The organism is Pseudoalteromonas shioyasakiensis (assembly GCF_019134595.1).
GTDB lineage: Bacteria > Pseudomonadota > Gammaproteobacteria > Enterobacterales > Alteromonadaceae > Pseudoalteromonas > Pseudoalteromonas shioyasakiensis_A.
The window spans coordinates 927561-944073 of the sequence record NZ_CP077770.1 but is presented as its reverse complement, the minus strand read 5'-3'; the positions used below and the strand labels follow the sequence as shown (position 1 = coordinate 944073).

Genomic DNA, 16513 nt, shown 5'->3' with positions numbered 1-16513 from the left:
CTCGCACTCAAGGGGCTGTTAAAGTTATCATGTTGTACCATCAAATTTAAAAGCTGTCAGTAACGTATACGGTGACTATGAAAAATAACCAACTTAAAATTCCCTTTTCAGCCACTTATCGCCAACGTGTTGTGCGCTTGAGCTTGGCTACAGCCTGTTTTGTGCTGCTAAGTTGGGTTGCCATGAATAGTAGCTTTCAAAGCCACCAGTTACTTTATGATAGTGCTGACAGCACAGCGATAAGCTTAACCAAGTTTATGGCATTAAATGCAAAAACCCCACTGCAAGAAAAAAACAAACCCGAGTTAAATGCGTTGTGTAATCATATTGCTGAAGATGAGTATGTGTTAGCGGCAACGATTTACGATCAACAAGGTATTCAAATTGCAGCCAGCGATAATTGGCAAAGTCACCACACTTTTGGTTTATTACCCGATTCAACGCCGGGTATTAGCAAACTTAAAACCCCATTTGTAGAGCCGGTGATAAGTGATAATGAAAGGCCAATTGGTTTTGTGTCGATTACCTATTTAACGCAGGCTTCTATTGCGACCAGTCACAGTAGTTTTCATGATTTAGGTCGCCAAGTGTTATTAATGTTAGTTATCACCTGTATATTCACTTGGCAATTGGGTCGGGGCTTGAAGCTTTGGCAAATAAATCGTTATATCAAAAAAAGTGCAGAGCAAGAATCATAAAGTTCAGCAGCCAATTTCTGCTTTGTATCGCCTGTAACGCCTTTAAGCTCACATAGATGAGCAAACACATCGCGCACCTTAAGTGGTGTATTAACCTGCCCTTGAAAGCCAGCTAACGGCATTGATGGCGAGTCGGTTTCAAGAACTAAATGCTGCGATTCAATTGCGCTTATAACTTTGCGAGTTTTAGCAGCCCGCGGGTAACTTATCACACCTCCTACACCAAGCTTAAACCCTTGTTTAATATAACTCAGAGCTTGTTGTTCGGAGCCTGAGAAGGCATGAATAACACCACCAAACTTTGGCTTGCAGCGTTTAAATGAGCGAGCAATTAAGTCATGGCTTTGTCTGTGATGCACAATCAGTGGTAAAGCAAGTTGGTTGGCAAGCTCTATTTGTCCTTCAAAAAGCTGCGTTTGTTTATCGAGGTTGTCGATACTGCGATCGAGTCCGCACTCGCCGATGGCAATAAACTGCCCGGAGTGGGTTTTCGCTAATTGCTCTAGTTCAGCGAGGTGATGAGTTTGGTGATCAGATAAAAAATAAGGATGTAGGCCTAAAGCAACTGAAATACTTGGCTCTGATTTAACAAAAGAGAATAGTTTTGTAGATTGTGCCAAGCTCACACCCGGCACAATAAAATGCTCGATCCCTACTTGCTTGCATGCTTTGATGAGCTCTGTGCGAGTCTCATCAAATTCGCTAAAATCAAGGTGACAGTGGGAATCGATAAAACGCATTTACGGATTTAAACGACCAAACTGCCAACTACCGTCGGCTTGGCGTTGATACATAAAGCGGTCGTGTAAGCGGTGTGCACCACCTTGCCAAAATTCGATTTTAGTAGGCTCAACACAATAGCCTCCCCAAAAATCAGGCAATGGAATTTCACCCTCTGAAAACTTTTGCTTCATTTTCGCAAATGTTTCCATTAGCACCTTACGCGATGACACCGGACGACTTTGCTGAGATGCCCATGCAGCTAACTGACTTTCTTTAGGACGCGATAAGAAGTACTTAGCCACAGCAGTTGTAGGTAAAGGTTTAGCTTCACCATAGACAATGACTTGTCGCTCCATATGGTGCCATGGAAAGTGCAGAGAGATTTTGTTATTACCTTTGAGCTCCTGCGCCTTGCGCGAGCCAGTATTGGTAAAAAACACAAAACCATTTTCATCAAGATGCTTTAACAGCACAATACGCTGCGACGGCTGACCATGTTCATCAACCGTTGCAACGACCATCGCCGTAGGATCAGGCAAATTAGTGGCAACAGCTTGTTCAAGCCATTTTTCAAACTGCTTGATTGGAGACGCATCAAGCATATCTTCAGATAAACCATCCTGTAAATATTCACGGCGAATATCTTCAAGTTTCATAAAATTCCCTCTATCGCTACTATCAGCTATCAGCTATCAGCTATCAGCTATCAGCTATCAGCTATCAGCTATCAGCTATCAGCTATCAGCTATCAGCTATCAGCTATCAGCTATCAGCTATCAGCTATCAGCTATCAGCTAAAGATTAATCAAGGTTATTGAGCTGTCAATTTTGTTGGGTTTCGCTACGCTCTACCCAACCTACGAAGCACATCATCTGCAAGTGTAGGAGTGCTTTCAAAGCGAACTACACGAAGCAGAATTCACCTAAGTAGTTTAGCCTAAGACAAGGCGGAAAACCGACTTATCCCTATGAGCATACGTGTTTTGTATGTGATTAGGGTCAGTCGGTTTGACAACGCAGTATTAGGTTAAAATACGACGGTGATTACATTTGCTCCATTACTTCGATACCTAAAAGATCCAATCCTGACTTCAGCGTCTTCGCAACCAAATTACACAGAACTAAACGGCTGTCACGAACACTTGGCTCTACGCCTTCTTTTAGAACTGGGCATGCTTCGTAGAACGTCATGTATAGGCTTGCTAGTTCGTATAGGTATCCACATAATACGTGCGGTGTTGCTTCGCTGATCATTAGATCAAGTACTTCTTCTAACTGAAGAAGTTTAAGCGCTAGCGCTTTTTCTTGTGGCTCGTTGATTGCAACGTCTGCTGTTAATGACCCAGCATCGATACCTGACTTACGAAAGATACTGCGAACACGCGTGTATGCATATTGTAAGTAAGGCGCTGTAGCACCTTCAAAGCTCAGCATAGTATCCCAGTTGAAGATATAGTCGCTAGTACGGTGCTTAGAAAGATCCGCATATTTTACTGCGCCAATACCTACTTTACGGGCAATTTCGCTACGCTCTTCGTCGCTTAAATCTGACTCACGCTCAGCAAGTTTGGCTGACGCACGAGTGATTGACTCTTCAAGTAAGTCAGCAAGTTTAACGGTACCGCCAGTACGTGTTTTGAATGGCTTACCGTCTTCACCCATCATGGTGCCGAATGGGCAGAATTCATAACTTGTTTCATCACGTAATAAACCGGCTTTACGTGCTGTTAGCTCAACTTGATTGAAGTGTAAGCTTTGACGTGCATCTACAAAGATTAAGATACGATCAGCACCCAGTTTATTAGAACGGTAATCACAAGCAGCTAAGTCGGTTGTCGCATATAAGAAACCACCACCTGATTTCTGTACGATAAACACTGAAGGCTCGCCGTCTTTGTTAGCAAGCTCATCTAAGAACACCACTTGTGCGCCATTAGATTCAACAGCAATATCTTTGTCTTTTAATAGTGCGATGATGTTTGCAAGTTCACTGTTGTAAGCACTTTCTGCCATGATGTCATCTTGCGTAAGTGTTACGTTTAGACGCTTATAAACTTCTTCAGAATGCTTTACAGAAGTGGCAATGAATAACTTCCAAAGTTTTTCACAGTGTGCGTCGCCGCCTTGTAATTTAACTACGTAATTACGGGCTTTGTCGGCAAACCCTTCTTCATCATCAAAGCGTTTTTTCGCATCGCGATAGAAGGTTTCAAGATCGGCCAGCGCTACAGACTCTAAGTCTACACCTTGGTTGATTTGATCTTCTAAGTGCGCGATTAACATACCAAACTGAGTACCCCAGTCACCCATGTGGTTTTGACGAACAACTTCATCACCACGGAACTCAAGAGCACGAACAACTGCATCACCAATGATGGTTGAACGTAAATGGCCTACGTGCATTTCTTTAGCAAGGTTAGGTGATGAGTAATCAACAACCACTTTTTGCGCTGTTGTATGTGGCGAAACTGCTAGCTTTTCGTCTTCGTTTGCCGCTTTTAAGCTAGCTGATAAAAACGCTGGCTTTAAGTGAATATTGATAAAACCAGGGCCCGCGATTTCAGTTTTTTCTGCAATATCAGCAAGGTCTAGGTTATCGATAATTTTTTGTGCAAGCTCACGCGGGTTTGATTTTAATTTTTTTGCAGCCCCCATTGCGCCATTGATTTGGTAATCACCAAACTGTGGACGTGTGCTTTGTGTTACCGCTGGATTAGTGTCTTCAGGTAACCCTGCTGCAACCATAGCAGCAATTGCTTTGTCGATTAAAAGAGTACGAATATTCATTGTAATTTTTACCTTTATGGCCCGCTGTACGGGCACTTAAATTTGAAGCAGACTTAGCGTATTAGTTTTCGCGCGTATGGTTAAACTTGATGTCTGGATAGCGTTCCATCGACAAGTTTAGGTTTACACGGCTTGGCGCGATATAAGTAAGGTTATCGCCACCATCAAGCGCTAAGTTGCTTTCGCACTTACGCTTAAACTCTTCAAGCTTTTTGGTATCGTCTGAGCTTACCCAACGTGCAGTGTTAACACTCACACCTTCGTAAATCGCATCAACGTTGTATTCTGCTTTTAAGCGCGCAACAACCACGTCAAACTGTAGTACACCGACCGCACCAACGATAAGGTCGTTATTAATAAGCGGTCTAAATACTTGCACAGCACCTTCTTCAGATAGCTGAACTAAGCCTTTTAGTAATTGCTTTTGTTTTAATGGATCTTTTAAGCGAATACGACGGAATAATTCTGGCGCGAAGTTAGGAATACCACCAAACTTCATTTTTTCACCTTGCGTGAAGGTATCACCGATTTGAATTGTACCGTGGTTGTGTAAACCAATGATGTCACCTGCGTAAGCATCTTGCGCTCGCTCACGGTCACCGGCCATGAAGGTTACCGCATCAGAAATACTCACTTGCTTACCAATACGCACATGGTTCATTTTCATACCTTGGCTATATTTGCCTGATACAATACGCATAAAGGCGATACGGTCACGGTGTTTAGGGTCCATGTTCGCTTGGATTTTAAATACGAAACCAGAGAAGTTATCTTCCGTTGCCGCAACTTGGCGGTCTTCTGTTTCACGAGGTAATGGCGCAGGAGCCCACTCAGTTAAGCCATCAAGAACATGGTCAACACCAAAGTTACCTAGTGCTGTACCAAAGTAGACTGGTGATAGCTCACCCGCTAAGAACAGATCTAAATCAAACTCATGTGATGCACCAATTACCAGCTCTAGCTCTTCACGAAGCTGCTCAGCAAGTTCGCTACCAATCGCAGTATCAAGCTCAGGGTTATCTAAACCTTTAATAACGCGAACTTCTTGAATTGTGTGGCCTTGACCTGTGCTATACAAAATCGTTTCTTCACGGTGAATGTGGTAAACACCTTTAAACTCTTTACCACAACCAATTGGCCAAGTTACCGGCGCACAGGCAATGTTTAGCTCAGTTTCAACTTCGTCTAATAACTCCATTGGGTCACGAATATCACGGTCACACTTATTCATGAAAGTTACGATAGGTGTGGTACGTAAGCGTGTTACTTCCATTAATTTACGAGTACGATCCTCAACACCTTTCGCTGCGTCGATTACCATTAGGCATGAGTCAACCGCAGTCAGTGTACGATAAGTATCTTCAGAGAAGTCTTCGTGTCCCGGAGTATCAAGTAAGTTAACTAGACGCTCATTGTAAGGAAATTGCATAACAGACGTAGTTACCGAGATACCACGTTCTTTTTCCATTTCCATCCAGTCTGATTTTGCGTGCTGGTTTGAGCCACGACCCTTTACGGTACCCGCTTTTTGAATCGCTTGTCCGAATAACAGAACTTTTTCTGTAATGGTGGTTTTACCCGCATCCGGGTGAGAGATGATAGCAAAGGTCCTTCGCTTATTGATTTCATTAAGAAAATCTTGGTTTGCCATGTATAAATTCTTTTAGTTTGTACACGGATTTGTACACACTTTTGGAAGTACTCTATTTTCAGTTCTTCGCTTGTCAAATCCGTCGTGTTAATCGTAATTGGCCGCTATTTTCGCTGATCTTGACTTTATAAACAATCAATGGTTATCTAATCGGTTACCATTTACTCTCAGCGTGCGCCAATGCTCAGTTGTAGCTGTTTGCAATCGTTGCTTCTTCAGCTCATGAACAACTGTGGCTAAACCACAAATTCCTTCGCTACCAGAAATCGATGATAGCTTGTCGTACTACACCGATGATGGTGCAGTTGCCGTTGATCGGTATTGCAGGGTATTGGGGGTTCAAAGGTTTTAGGTACTTCTGTTCACCATCAATAACTAACTGCTTAAAGGTTGCTTCTTTCGAATCATCCAAACGCGCAACAACCAATGAACCTGAAGAGTAAGGTAATTCAGGATCAACAACGATCACTGCTCCCTCAGGTATGGATTTTTTTCCGCTTGGATTTTCCATACTGTCGCCTTTTACGCGAAGTGCGAAACAACCCTCATGTGCTTTCCCTGTGACTTCACGCCACTCCTCAGCATCTTCATGGGCAAATCCCTCCGCTATTTCAGTCCAATCACCGGCCTGAACCCAGTTAATGAGAGGAATTCTTCCCTTAATGTCAGGCCCAACTTCTACATTACCGACCCCCAAGCCAATCTCGCCATCACCTGTGGCGAGCCAATGAGCATTCACGCGAAGCGCCTCCGCGATCTGCATGGTGTAACGAGATCTAGCCGATTTACCAGAGCAAATCTGGCTGATCGACTGCTGTTTGATACCAATGCGACGAGCCAACTCAGACTGAGTCACCCCAGTAAGCTGCAAGGCATGGTTTAGTCGTTCGGATAAAGTTTTCATAAGCCCGTATTCTACAAATAAAACTGTAGCCTTTCAACAATTTTAACTGTTGACTTATCTACAGTTTAAACTGTAACATTCAATCTTGTAACAGTTATTATTGTAACAGGAGACGGTATGGAAGTGTTCAACACGACACAAAAACATCTCCGCCGTGCCATTGACTTGGTCGGCGGGCAATCAGCATTAGCACGAGCCATCAACTCAAAACAGCAAAACGTCTGGTTTTGGTTGAATAAATCAGGGCGTGTTCCCGCTGAATTCGTTTTACCCATCGAACAAGCTACGCAAGGACAAGTAACCCGATCTCAGTTAAGACCGGACATCTACCCCGAATGCCCAAGCGAGCTGAAAGCCAGTAACCAGTAGGATTAAGGGCAAGTAATGGTCAGCATTTTACGTAAACACAAAAGCGAGTAACTCCATGCGTGATTATGGCAAGGTCTATACCCGCTTTTGGCTAAAGCAAAATGTTTTGTCCTGGAGTGACTCAGCGAAGTTGCTAGGACTGTATTTGCTTACATGCCCGCATTGTAATTTGCTTGGCTGCTTTCGATTGCCGATTGGTTACGTTGCTTCTGACTTGAACTGGGATGAGCAACAGGTTGCCAAGGCTCTAAATGAGTTAGAACAAGATCAGTTCCTCATTCGTTGCGAGGAATCCGGTTGGACTTTGATTCGGAGCTTTCTGAAGCACAACCCAATCGAAAACCCAAACCAAGGTAAGGCAGCCTTTCGGTTGCTTAAAGATGTACCTGCCGACTTCATTGGTATGGCATCGCTTTTGAAATCTCTTGCCGCTTTTCAAGCTCGGCTACCAGAAGAATTTTCATCATTGTTTATGCCTGATGGCAACCCGGCAAGGGACTCTCAACGGTCGGATGACTCTGAGAGAAGCAATAAACCAACAGTTAAAACTGTTGACCACATACAGTTTGAAGACTTCTGGGATGTACAAATACGCAAAGAAAAAAAAGCGAAAGCCAAAGAAGAATGGCTACGCATGGGCCTCAATGAAGACCATGAACTCGCCTTGGAAGTGCTAACACGCTGGAAAGAGCAACGAGACAACCGATTGCAGTATCAAGATCGGACTAAGACCCCTATGCCACATAACTGGCTTTTAAACCGGCAATGGGAAGACGAGTACGTTCGCATTGATGAAGTACAGCAATCATCGACGAGCCTAAAGGGCAGCAATCACCAATTGAATATTGAAGAAAGCAATCGCCGCATTGCTGAAAGCTGGGCCGGACCAGGTATTCGGGAGGTTCGTTCAAGTGCAGGAGGTTGATAAACGCGAGTTTGCTGAAGTTTGGGGAGCAGCTTGGGCCATGTATGGCAAAAGCGTATCACCACAATTGCTATCCATCGCATTTGAAGCCCTTCGTGCTTACAGCATTGAAGAAGTGCGAATCGGTCTGACTCGGCATATTCAATCCCCGGATACTGGGCAATTTTTTCCAAAGCCCGCTGACGTCATCAAGCATATCGATGGCAACTCTGGCTCAAGAGCCATGGTTGCTTGGAACAAAGTTGACAAGGCTGTTCGTCAGGTTGGCGCTTGGACATCCGTGATGTTTGACGATGCGTTTATTCACCGCGTTATTTCAGACATGGGGGGATGGGTTGAACTCTGCAAGGTTGACGACAGGGAATACCCCTTTAAGCAAAAAGAGTTTTTAGCACGCTACCAGGCTTACTTGCTCCGGGACGAAGTGGGTGAATACCCAAGGCTATTACAGGGTATTGCAGACCATCAGAACCAGCAAAAAGGATTTGATATGCAAGCGCCGGTTGCCGTGGGCGACTGGTCAAAAGCGGCACAAGTTTATACGAGAGGCATCGCCGACTTTAGCGCAGTGCCATTAAAAAGAATAAGCCCGAAAGCCATTCAGGCGCTTCTCGGAAATCAATTAGAGGACAAAAATGAAAACGATTAAAGCAAAAACCATTGCCCTAGTGATAGCCATGTCCGCAAGCACTTCAGTCTATGCGTTTCCGGGCTATCAGTGGGAAAAAGCAGCAAAAAGTGTTGGTATTGATCCAGTCATGCTCTACGCCGTTGCCTTGGCTGAGTCCGCCTCACATCGTGGTCTCAACATGACCAGTCCATGGCCATACGCAATTCGCAATGGTTCAAACGCAACCTACGCCAAATCTAAGACAGAAGCTGAGCAACTGTTAAACCAGGCACTGCAAGAGAGTGAAAAATACCAGCTCGATATTGGCCTAATGCAAATCAATTTGCATTGGCACGGACATCGGGTGAGCTCAGCGGCAGAACTGCTAGACCCCATCACCAACCTTACCGTCGGCTCCAGTATTTTGGCCGAAGCAATCAAATCTTCACCAAACGATTTAGAGCTTGGCATAGGCCGCTATCACAGTTGGAACGAAGAGCGTGCACGCTGGTATGGGCAAAGAGTGCTTTCTATCTATCGTAATATTTTACATGAACTGGAGGTCCGTCAATGACAACCAATCAACAAGACTTCTATCAATTAAATTTGGCGTACCTGCACGCAGCACGAGAATTAGCGCGAATTGATCCGCAAGAGGCCGTCTTGCGCTTTGGACTTACACGCGACGTGGTTGATGCTTTGATTAATGCTGGTGTTGATGACCTGCAACGAGTGGCGACCTCATCATTCATGCTGTTTCAACCAAGGGGTAACCAAAGCCAACTGATTGAGATGGTGAAGAGCAAAGGCACAGGTATCCCAAGAATCGCTTATTTATTATCAACCCTAAACAACAAGGGGGATGCATGATTGATAACCTGTCCAAAAGTGAGCTGTTTACCCGAGCCTCACTGCTTATTAAATACGGATTTCGAACAACGATCATCGCGCTCGATACTGGTTTGCCAATCCACATTATCAGAAGGCTGCACAAAGAAGTGACTGGCAAGTCACCTTGTCCTGGTCAATTACCAGAATCTGATGCCATTGTTAAAAGCAGAAGAGCCCTAGTTGAAGGCTCCCTGCTGATGGCGCTTTATGTCAATATTGGTGGTGATAATGTCTACAAGCAATTAAATATTGATGCTTTGATGAAGGCTTACGATGCGTACTTGGTTGCAAGGGAAGAAGCAGATCTTCCATCTGAGATCCCCTGGAAAAAACTAACCATTAATGAAGGTTGGGTTCTAGCTCGTGATTTAAGATCACAGCTAGCATCCTTACACCGGTGTCGATGCGGCAGTCTGTATTTGACGGTATCTCAACAGCGCATTCAGCTTAAATGTCCTGTGTGCGAGATTATGGCCGAGCAAACCACTAGAGCACTTTTTGAGGACTAACATGCTGATGCATGATTTGATTGGGCACCGCCCGTGCACTTTGAGAGTACTAAGAAGATGACAAACTTACTTAAATCTTTACCAGCACGCTGCTGGTTTATATCACTGGGGCTTTTTCTGGCGACTTTGGCAGCGGCTCATTTTTTTCCATCAGAAATATTTACGGCATCTGCCAAGTTAGCGGCTTTGCCATTTCTGATTTGCACCATCGTTTTTTTCAGCTACTTGGGATTCAAAGCAACTGCTAGTCCTATCGGACTTATAACCATCACCACTATGTGTTTAGCAATCGCATATTGGCAAGCGAGTTGGGCAATTTTATGTGTCGGTTTAGCTTTCTTAGGCTTAAGCGGACTAATCCATTTATTTCAAAGACAACTGAAAGATACCGGTCGAGAACTAAGCCTGAGCGAAAAAAAATATTGGTACTGGGTAAACGAATTTGCAGACGGTCGCTCATCTATCCTCCCCAAAAGGCCAAAAAAATAGCCAGCCCATCACAAGCTGGCTACCTTCTGTTTTTAGTTCCTTCCTGAAGCCTGGTTATAGGCCCTAATATCGATCAAGTTGTTCTGAGCATAATCTCCAGCAAGGGATGCATTTGAGATCACTGCAATCTGCTTATCCACAAATGCTTTATCTTCTTCGGACACACTGTCGGGGATGTAAGCACCGCTCTCATCTTTTTGACGATACTCATTTAGCATTTGCTCCCTTAGACCAAGCATTTCAGGCGACCAACTCGATGAGTCTTCAGAGTTGAAAACGCGCCCCGCCAAACCTTCATTGAAAGCTTGAGCGAACACTTGACTTTGAATCGGGGTCAATCCCATTCTCTGCCCTTCGCTGTATGCTTCCTGTTTAAAATCATCGGCATACTGTTCTAAGAACTCACCATATCGATTGTTAACTGCCGCACCGAATGCCCCAGCCAACATGGCTTCAGACTTAGTACCCCAGTTTACTTCGGAGGCATACTGCGCACTCGATCCACTGTATGCATCATTAAACGCCGTCAATGGGTTTTCCAAAGAGGTTCCGGCGTCAACGGCTGCTTTTAAGCCATCCCAGGTTGATTTACTGGCCACCGTTGCATTGTGCAAGAAACCTCGTGAGCTAGGGTCTTCAAGTGCTTGCTCCTTGTAACTCTCATAGTCTTCGCCAAAGTGATTCAAGGTATGCAGTGCTGCATCAGTATGCTTGCCACTGAAGTCACCAATAGCACTGGCGCTGTTGAAGAACATTTCAGCACCAGAAACTCCGCTATCATCAGCCATAATGCGAGATCGCCACTGAGAGCCAGCTTCACTGTTTAGTCCAGATTGATAGGTACTTGTGTCAGAAACTACGGCCTGTTGGGCTTGTTGTTGATGCGCATTTAGTTGTCCATCAACACCAGACAAATTAGTTTGGTAAGCTGATTGAGCTGCGTTGAACTGAGTTTGAACAGTTGCAGCATCCTCGTAGCCTCTCAATACACCCGATTCCACTTGGCTTTGAGTGCCACCAAAAGTAGGTGCAGTTGATGACAAGCCTTCATTAGAGCGTGGCTGAATAGATCGTAAATCGGCTCCGGTAGCCATGGCCATAACAGTCATTGCTGCTTGATAGTCATTGTCTCGTTCAGCGGGCGTTGAGGAGTTGCTATAGGTTAAAGACTCCATAGCTGCGGCCACATACGCCTGATTATCATCAGGTAGCAAGCGCTGATACATTGGAAGGTTTTCACGTAATCGGTTACCTGCTTCAACATGCTGGTTCATATAGCGACCTAAATAATCCATGACTTCAGGATTATCCGCTGCTAATCGAGTTAACGTCGCACCATCCGTGTTCCTTTGTCCTGATAGACTGTAGCTGGCCTGATCAAGCTCACTAAAGCGGTTTGATGCCGTGATAACGTCTTGTGCTGAACTCTGAAGTGACTGATAGTCTTGATTAGACAACGACATCTCAACGCCAGAGCGTCTTGAATCTGAAAGGTCTTTAACCATTGCATCGCGATACTCAGCACGTCGTGAATCACTTGATGCCAAGCTTTGCATCTCCCCAGTGAGCGTATTTGCGGTCGTTGACCGAGAACTGCCCTCTGATGACTCAACTTGGCCACTAAAGTTACCACCTAAATCCAAGCCTGCTCGTAACCGTGATATTTTTGGCACTCTTGATGATTCAGGCTTATCCACTCCTGGTAGGTTGCCTTGTGGGGAGTCATTCCCCCCTGTACCAAGTAATCTTCCCAAGAACCCTTTATCTGCTACTTCTTTATCACCGGTATTTGTAATGGTTCCATCTCCACCGACCCTAAGGCCTCCCGATAACACGCCCGATACCAAGCCACGTACAGCGTCTTTTTTATCGTCTCCGAAACCATACCGTGTTTGCAGGTCATCAGTAACCTGATTAACAACGGCGCTAGATGCGGAATTAGAAGAACCGATCTGACGTCCAACCGAAGAAAGGTTGTCGTAACTTAGCTTTTCACCAAAGGTTCGACTCATGGTATTGCCAACCTGACGGCTAAAGGCTTGAGTTGCCTGAGTCATGGATTCTTTTGCAGAGCCGACCATTGAACCCACTGCGTTTCCGACAGAGAAACTGCTTAGTAGGTTTGACGCGCCGGTCATAGCAGAACCAGTGAGGGCTGAATTTTGGAACATTGACTGTGATTGCATTACCGGGGCATTTTTCGCGACATCTGGACTTGCCAGCTTTTCATCAATGGCATCACCGTTTTGTAGACGCCCAGCCAAGTGGGTAGCGGTTATTGCTGAGCCATAAACGAGCATGAGCGAAATCGCCGGAACACTCGACGCCAACATGCCGCCAGTAGCTATCCAGGTTTGCAGCACTGAATCCATCTGCATCATCCCAGCAAAAGATGGCACTTCTGTACCTGCAAAGGCATCAAGAGCAGACATTTTCCCTGCAACGGTTAAATGAATATATAGGTTAATGATGGCCATGACAGGCATCCAAAGTTGAATCCAAAGCAGGATTAACAAGTACTTCCCAGCCATTCGCATCCCGATTTGGCCAAGGGCTATCACAAAGGCCATCAATGGGGTGATGGCGTAAATGAACCCCTCAAAAAACGTCATCATCGGACGAACGATACTCTGGAACAGGGTCTGCTCCGCCGCCCATTGCGTATTACGCTGCTCAATCGCTTGGTTAACCATAACGGCTGCGGTGAAAGCTTGATCATCCATATACTTGCCCGTCACGCTTTGCTCATAAATAGGCAAAAGCACTGACGCGGTCATATACTCTTGGGTGTTAACCGAAGCCAAACCAAGGTTATTCAGTGCATTTCGGATCACGTCATCAGTGTCCGTTGCTGACGAAGTCCCCAATGAGGCTGACAGAACCTGTTTAAGCCTTGGAATGAAGGTTGATTCTGTCATGAGTTTCAGTTGGCTATAGGCATCGGTGCAGTCCAGATCGCTACTGCTACCACTGAGCATGATTCGAGTGCCATAAATGCGCGAATCAAACCTAATCGCTGTCATCGGGTTAGGATCACTCAGCACCTGATCGAGGTTCTTTTGGCCGATGTCGATACCAATCAAGGTGCACTCTTTGATGTAGTTAAACCACGATTGCTCGATGTCCGAGCCGCCGACACGATTTGCATCACCCAACCCAGAGCGATCCATCACCTGTTTTCTCACTTTAATCAGTGACTGTAAACTGGATGCAAAGCCGTATTCCGTCATCGCGGGAGTTGAGAAGGCGGTTTCAAACAATCGCGTGATTTGAAAGCCAACAGTCGAAATCGTACTACCTGCGGCAGCAACACCGATGGGCACATTATCAACCACTCGAACTTGTCCGGTGTACGCATCCTCAATGCTCACTCGGGTACTGGGTCCAAACATGGTTGCAAAGACTAGCCATGAGACTAAAACGTGTTGAAAGTTAATCCCACGACCGCCTTGCATTAAGGCCTGGACAGAGACCATCAATACCCCAATGAGCAAGCCAATGCGAACCATTGAAGTAAAATCGCCTGTACCAGTGATCATCGCGACAGCGTTCAGGACCTGCTCTAAAAAAGCCGAATCCCCGATGGAATAGATTTCCCACATGACCTATTCCCCCAGCGCCGTAGATTTAACGGTGTAATAACGCTGTTTGCGAATGGTCTGAATCACCTGGTTAAAATGTGCCAGCAACTCTTGCTCTGAGCCGTATCTTCGCTGCAACGCGGCGTACTCCTCATTGATTTGGCGACGTGCACGTTCAAGGTCTTCAGTTAATAACTTCGCATAGGCATGATCTTCCACACCGGAGGTACTTCTAGCTGCATTGAGCATGTCTTCAACCAATGCTCGGGCCATCTCAACAGCAATAAATGGTGCCGCTCGTGAAGCAAACGACCTAGCGGCCCCTTCATTTAATGCAGAAAGAGTTCGAATCATGCCCCCAATGCTGGCAGGAGCCGAGGTCATAAAAGCCTTTTCGGTGGCGCTAGCAGCCCCTGTATTTCGAGCAAACTTAAAAATAATGCCGTTACTAGAACCTGTACCAAGAAGTAAATTTTCTACCTGAGTTGATAACCCGGTAAGAGTCACGTTAGTGATTATTGGGTTCAGACAACCGTCTTGCGTCACTGTGTCACATCGGTACATAGCGACGTTACCGCCATGAATTAGATGCTCAATAGTCACTTTATTGCCATTCAGCCTGGTCAGTTTTGGGGCTTTACCTTGGCCATCAGCGGCATTAGCTAGATCACCAACAATGATCGAACCAGTCACCGACATAACTGCTTCAAGAAAACGGTCATCCCCCGATGCAAACCAGCTTGATGCCGAATGACGTTTCAGTGCTCGCCAGACCAAGTTACCTTTAATCGTTCTGTTTACATCAGATGCCGCGACACTCGAAGCGTTCTCATATGGGTTCTTACCATTGGACTCACTCCAACTGGTAAAAACGTCTCCAGCCCCTTTTAGTGAGCTCAACATGCTGGCTTCTGTTTGCCCCTTTTTACCAAAAGCAGCCAGGGTATCGTTCACGACTCCCTGAGCCATTTGACAGGAATTGCCAAAATACTCGTTCAACTGCTGGATTTTCTTTTGCAGTGTCTCCATGTGCTGGGAGCATTTCTCACACATAGCACTGAGCGCCAATTGGAATGCGTACCCCTTGGCGTTTGCAGCAACAGAGCGAAGTAATTGAACAAACTGATCCGCGTTAACAAATGACAAACTTCCCGCGAACATATCAATGCCACCACAACCGGCTTGGAATGACGGAGGCACCATAGAGACGAGGTTCTCGTTCATGATCCTGTTACGGACAACAACGCTTCCACCAGATATAACGCCACGCCGCTGACTCTCGAATACACCTGGCGCAGTGGCGTTGGTCATTGAACCAAACAACTGGTTCATCTCCTGTTGCAAGCTTGCTTGGCTCATAGATGAAAAACCAATCGCACAGGCGATTAGCGATACTCGGAATACTTTTTTCATCGTTATAACCCTCCTTGTGCACGCAGATAGCGAACAAGGAACTCAGGGTCCTGTAATATCTTTTCGTTAAGCTCTTGGGCTGACATCGCGAGTGACACGCCGGGTTGAACAGGTCTGGTGGCATAGTAAGTTTGATCGTCAATCCAACCGGCTTGATGGGCTGCGAGAATGATTCGATTATTGAGCTCATCAAGGCTCATTGCGCCTTGGCCAATCGGAGTGATGACATTAGGCGGATCAACTAAGAACACGGCAGGGACAGTCGTAACGGACAAGGATTGTGCTTGTCCTGAATCAACTTTGTAATTGGGAAACTCTCCACCGGGTAAAGGCAAGCCATCAACAGCAATAGCAAACACCTCAAAACCGTAGTTCAAAGCCATGGATTCGATGATAGGCGCTTGAGCATGGCAGTAAGGGCAATCCGAACGATAGAAGAAGAACAAGCCAGCTCGTTTTGCTACCTCACCTAAAGCAACATCCCGTTGAGTGCCAGCTTCTCTATCCATCCGATTGGCGGCATAAGTCGCCAAGGGTCTTCGACTGATTTCATCCAAAACAGGATCGCCCATGACCACCTGCTGACTAACATCAGCAAATAGTGAGCCCTTATCCATCATGACGCGCTGAAGATACAGATAGGCTCTGACATTCTCACTCGTTGGCTCATCAATTGCCTTGTCCATAAACGATTGCATATGCTCTCGGAACCATGCGGCACTGAAGGGCTTTAGTTCGCTCTGACTGGACTCCACGACACCAGCTTCCGGCTCTATCAGCTCATCAGGCTGCTCAGGTTCAGGAATGACCTGATACCAAAACCAGCCTTCCTGACCACGCTGATAGAATGGCCCATCACTGGCATGGGCGGGCAGGATAAAAAGAAAGAAAATAATGATTGGGATAGTCACCCATAGGATGAACCAAGGTAACAAGGGGGTTCTCATTGTCAGCTCCAGAAAA

The 16513-nt window shown here is 45.7% G+C and carries 16 protein-coding genes; 8 read left to right on the top strand and 8 right to left on the bottom strand.

Annotated elements, in window-relative coordinates; all coding sequences use genetic code 11:
* The first annotated feature begins 77 nt into the window (after positions 1-77).
* Complete coding sequence (locus KQP93_RS04430; protein WP_217876021.1) at positions 78-698, top strand: AhpA/YtjB family protein; 621 nt, start codon at positions 78-80, stop codon at positions 696-698.
* Here KQP93_RS04430 and KQP93_RS04425 read toward each other — a convergent pair.
* The 5 genes from KQP93_RS04425 to KQP93_RS04405 form a co-directional block, all read right to left on the bottom strand.
* Entirely contained in the window at positions 665-1438 is a 774-nt protein-coding gene (locus KQP93_RS04425; RefSeq protein WP_217876020.1) for a TatD family hydrolase, read from the bottom strand. The genes KQP93_RS04430 and KQP93_RS04425 overlap by 34 nt on opposite strands.
* Complete coding sequence (gene pdxH, locus KQP93_RS04420) at positions 1439-2077, bottom strand: pyridoxamine 5'-phosphate oxidase (RefSeq protein WP_055020972.1); 639 nt, start codon at positions 2075-2077, stop codon at positions 1439-1441.
* Positions 2078-2465: 388 nt separating this feature from the next.
* Positions 2466-4208, bottom strand: a complete 1743-nt coding sequence (gene argS / locus KQP93_RS04415; RefSeq protein ID WP_217876019.1) for an arginine--tRNA ligase — start codon at positions 4206-4208, stop codon at positions 2466-2468.
* 61 nt (positions 4209-4269) lie between these two features.
* Entirely contained in the window at positions 4270-5859 is a 1590-nt protein-coding gene (gene prfC, locus KQP93_RS04410; protein ID WP_063528978.1) for a peptide chain release factor 3, read from the bottom strand.
* Positions 5860-6115: 256 nt separating this feature from the next.
* Entirely contained in the window at positions 6116-6763 is a 648-nt protein-coding gene (locus tag KQP93_RS04405) for a LexA family protein (protein WP_000854920.1), read from the bottom strand.
* A 117-nt stretch (positions 6764-6880) separates the two neighbouring features.
* On the opposite strand from KQP93_RS04405, the gene KQP93_RS04400 reads away from it, so the two are divergent.
* From KQP93_RS04400 to eexR, 7 genes are read left to right on the top strand one after another with little or no spacing between them, the layout of a single operon-like run.
* Positions 6881-7132 carry a helix-turn-helix domain-containing protein gene (locus KQP93_RS04400; RefSeq protein WP_000451746.1) on the top strand — a complete coding sequence of 84 codons (252 nt, stop codon included), beginning with the start codon at positions 6881-6883 and terminating at the stop codon, positions 7130-7132.
* A gap of 55 nt (positions 7133-7187) precedes the next feature.
* Positions 7188-8057, top strand: coding sequence for a hypothetical protein (locus KQP93_RS04395; RefSeq protein WP_119788445.1), 870 nt, complete (start codon positions 7188-7190; stop codon positions 8055-8057).
* Positions 8044-8706: a DUF6475 domain-containing protein gene (locus KQP93_RS04390; protein WP_123161608.1), complete on the top strand. Its 663-nt coding sequence runs from the start codon at positions 8044-8046 to the stop codon at positions 8704-8706. Before KQP93_RS04395 ends, KQP93_RS04390 begins: the two co-directional genes overlap by 14 nt.
* Complete coding sequence (locus KQP93_RS04385) at positions 8693-9241, top strand: lytic transglycosylase domain-containing protein (protein WP_169631901.1); 549 nt, start codon at positions 8693-8695, stop codon at positions 9239-9241. Before KQP93_RS04390 ends, KQP93_RS04385 begins: the two co-directional genes overlap by 14 nt.
* Positions 9238-9537: a flagellar transcriptional regulator FlhD gene (locus tag KQP93_RS04380; RefSeq protein WP_000210563.1), complete on the top strand. Its 300-nt coding sequence runs from the start codon at positions 9238-9240 to the stop codon at positions 9535-9537. Before KQP93_RS04385 ends, KQP93_RS04380 begins: the two co-directional genes overlap by 4 nt.
* Entirely contained in the window at positions 9534-10067 is a 534-nt protein-coding gene (locus KQP93_RS04375; protein WP_169631900.1) for a FlhC family transcriptional regulator, read from the top strand. The genes KQP93_RS04380 and KQP93_RS04375 overlap by 4 nt, the downstream gene beginning before the upstream one ends.
* 57 nt (positions 10068-10124) lie before the next feature.
* Entirely contained in the window at positions 10125-10556 is a 432-nt protein-coding gene (eexR, locus tag KQP93_RS04370) for an entry exclusion protein EexR (protein ID WP_000183214.1), read from the top strand.
* A 32-nt stretch (positions 10557-10588) separates the two neighbouring features.
* On the opposite strand, the gene KQP93_RS04365 is transcribed toward eexR, so the two are convergent.
* The 3 genes from KQP93_RS04365 to KQP93_RS04355 are packed head-to-tail and all read right to left on the bottom strand — an operon-like array spanning position 10589 to position 16497.
* Positions 10589-14158 carry a conjugal transfer protein TraG N-terminal domain-containing protein gene (locus KQP93_RS04365; RefSeq protein WP_169631899.1) on the bottom strand — a complete coding sequence of 1190 codons (3570 nt, stop codon included), beginning with the start codon at positions 14156-14158 and terminating at the stop codon, positions 10589-10591.
* 3 nt (positions 14159-14161) lie between these two features.
* Entirely contained in the window at positions 14162-15550 is a 1389-nt protein-coding gene (locus KQP93_RS04360; RefSeq protein WP_169631898.1) for a conjugal transfer protein TraH, read from the bottom strand.
* A gap of 2 nt (positions 15551-15552) precedes the next feature.
* Positions 15553-16497: a thioredoxin family protein gene (locus KQP93_RS04355; RefSeq protein ID WP_114867786.1), complete on the bottom strand. Its 945-nt coding sequence runs from the start codon at positions 16495-16497 to the stop codon at positions 15553-15555.
* Positions 16498-16513: the final 16 nt, after the last annotated feature.

Excerpts from the sequence above, each read along its gene's own strand:
- KQP93_RS04395 (WP_119788445.1), top strand. The coding sequence starts at position 7,188 with ATGCGTGATTATGGCAAGGTCTATACCCGCTTTTGGCTAAAGCAAAAT.
- argS (WP_217876019.1), bottom strand. The coding sequence starts at position 4,208 with ATGAATATTCGTACTCTTTTAATCGACAAAGCAATTGCTGCTATGGTT.
- KQP93_RS04405 (WP_000854920.1), bottom strand. The coding sequence starts at position 6,763 with ATGAAAACTTTATCCGAACGACTAAACCATGCCTTGCAGCTTACTGGG.
- KQP93_RS04430 (WP_217876021.1), top strand. The coding sequence starts at position 78 with ATGAAAAATAACCAACTTAAAATTCCCTTTTCAGCCACTTATCGCCAA.
- KQP93_RS04365 (WP_169631899.1), bottom strand. The coding sequence starts at position 14,158 with ATGTGGGAAATCTATTCCATCGGGGATTCGGCTTTTTTAGAGCAGGTC.
- KQP93_RS04360 (WP_169631898.1), bottom strand. The coding sequence starts at position 15,550 with ATGAAAAAAGTATTCCGAGTATCGCTAATCGCCTGTGCGATTGGTTTT.
- KQP93_RS04385 (WP_169631901.1), top strand. The coding sequence starts at position 8,693 with ATGAAAACGATTAAAGCAAAAACCATTGCCCTAGTGATAGCCATGTCC.
- eexR (WP_000183214.1), top strand. The coding sequence starts at position 10,125 with ATGACAAACTTACTTAAATCTTTACCAGCACGCTGCTGGTTTATATCA.
- KQP93_RS04380 (WP_000210563.1), top strand. The coding sequence starts at position 9,238 with ATGACAACCAATCAACAAGACTTCTATCAATTAAATTTGGCGTACCTG.
- KQP93_RS04400 (WP_000451746.1), top strand. The coding sequence starts at position 6,881 with ATGGAAGTGTTCAACACGACACAAAAACATCTCCGCCGTGCCATTGAC.
- pdxH (WP_055020972.1), bottom strand. The coding sequence starts at position 2,077 with ATGAAACTTGAAGATATTCGCCGTGAATATTTACAGGATGGTTTATCT.
- prfC (WP_063528978.1), bottom strand. The coding sequence starts at position 5,859 with ATGGCAAACCAAGATTTTCTTAATGAAATCAATAAGCGAAGGACCTTT.
- KQP93_RS04355 (WP_114867786.1), bottom strand. The coding sequence starts at position 16,497 with ATGAGAACCCCCTTGTTACCTTGGTTCATCCTATGGGTGACTATCCCA.
- KQP93_RS04375 (WP_169631900.1), top strand. The coding sequence starts at position 9,534 with ATGATTGATAACCTGTCCAAAAGTGAGCTGTTTACCCGAGCCTCACTG.
- KQP93_RS04425 (WP_217876020.1), bottom strand. The coding sequence starts at position 1,438 with ATGCGTTTTATCGATTCCCACTGTCACCTTGATTTTAGCGAATTTGAT.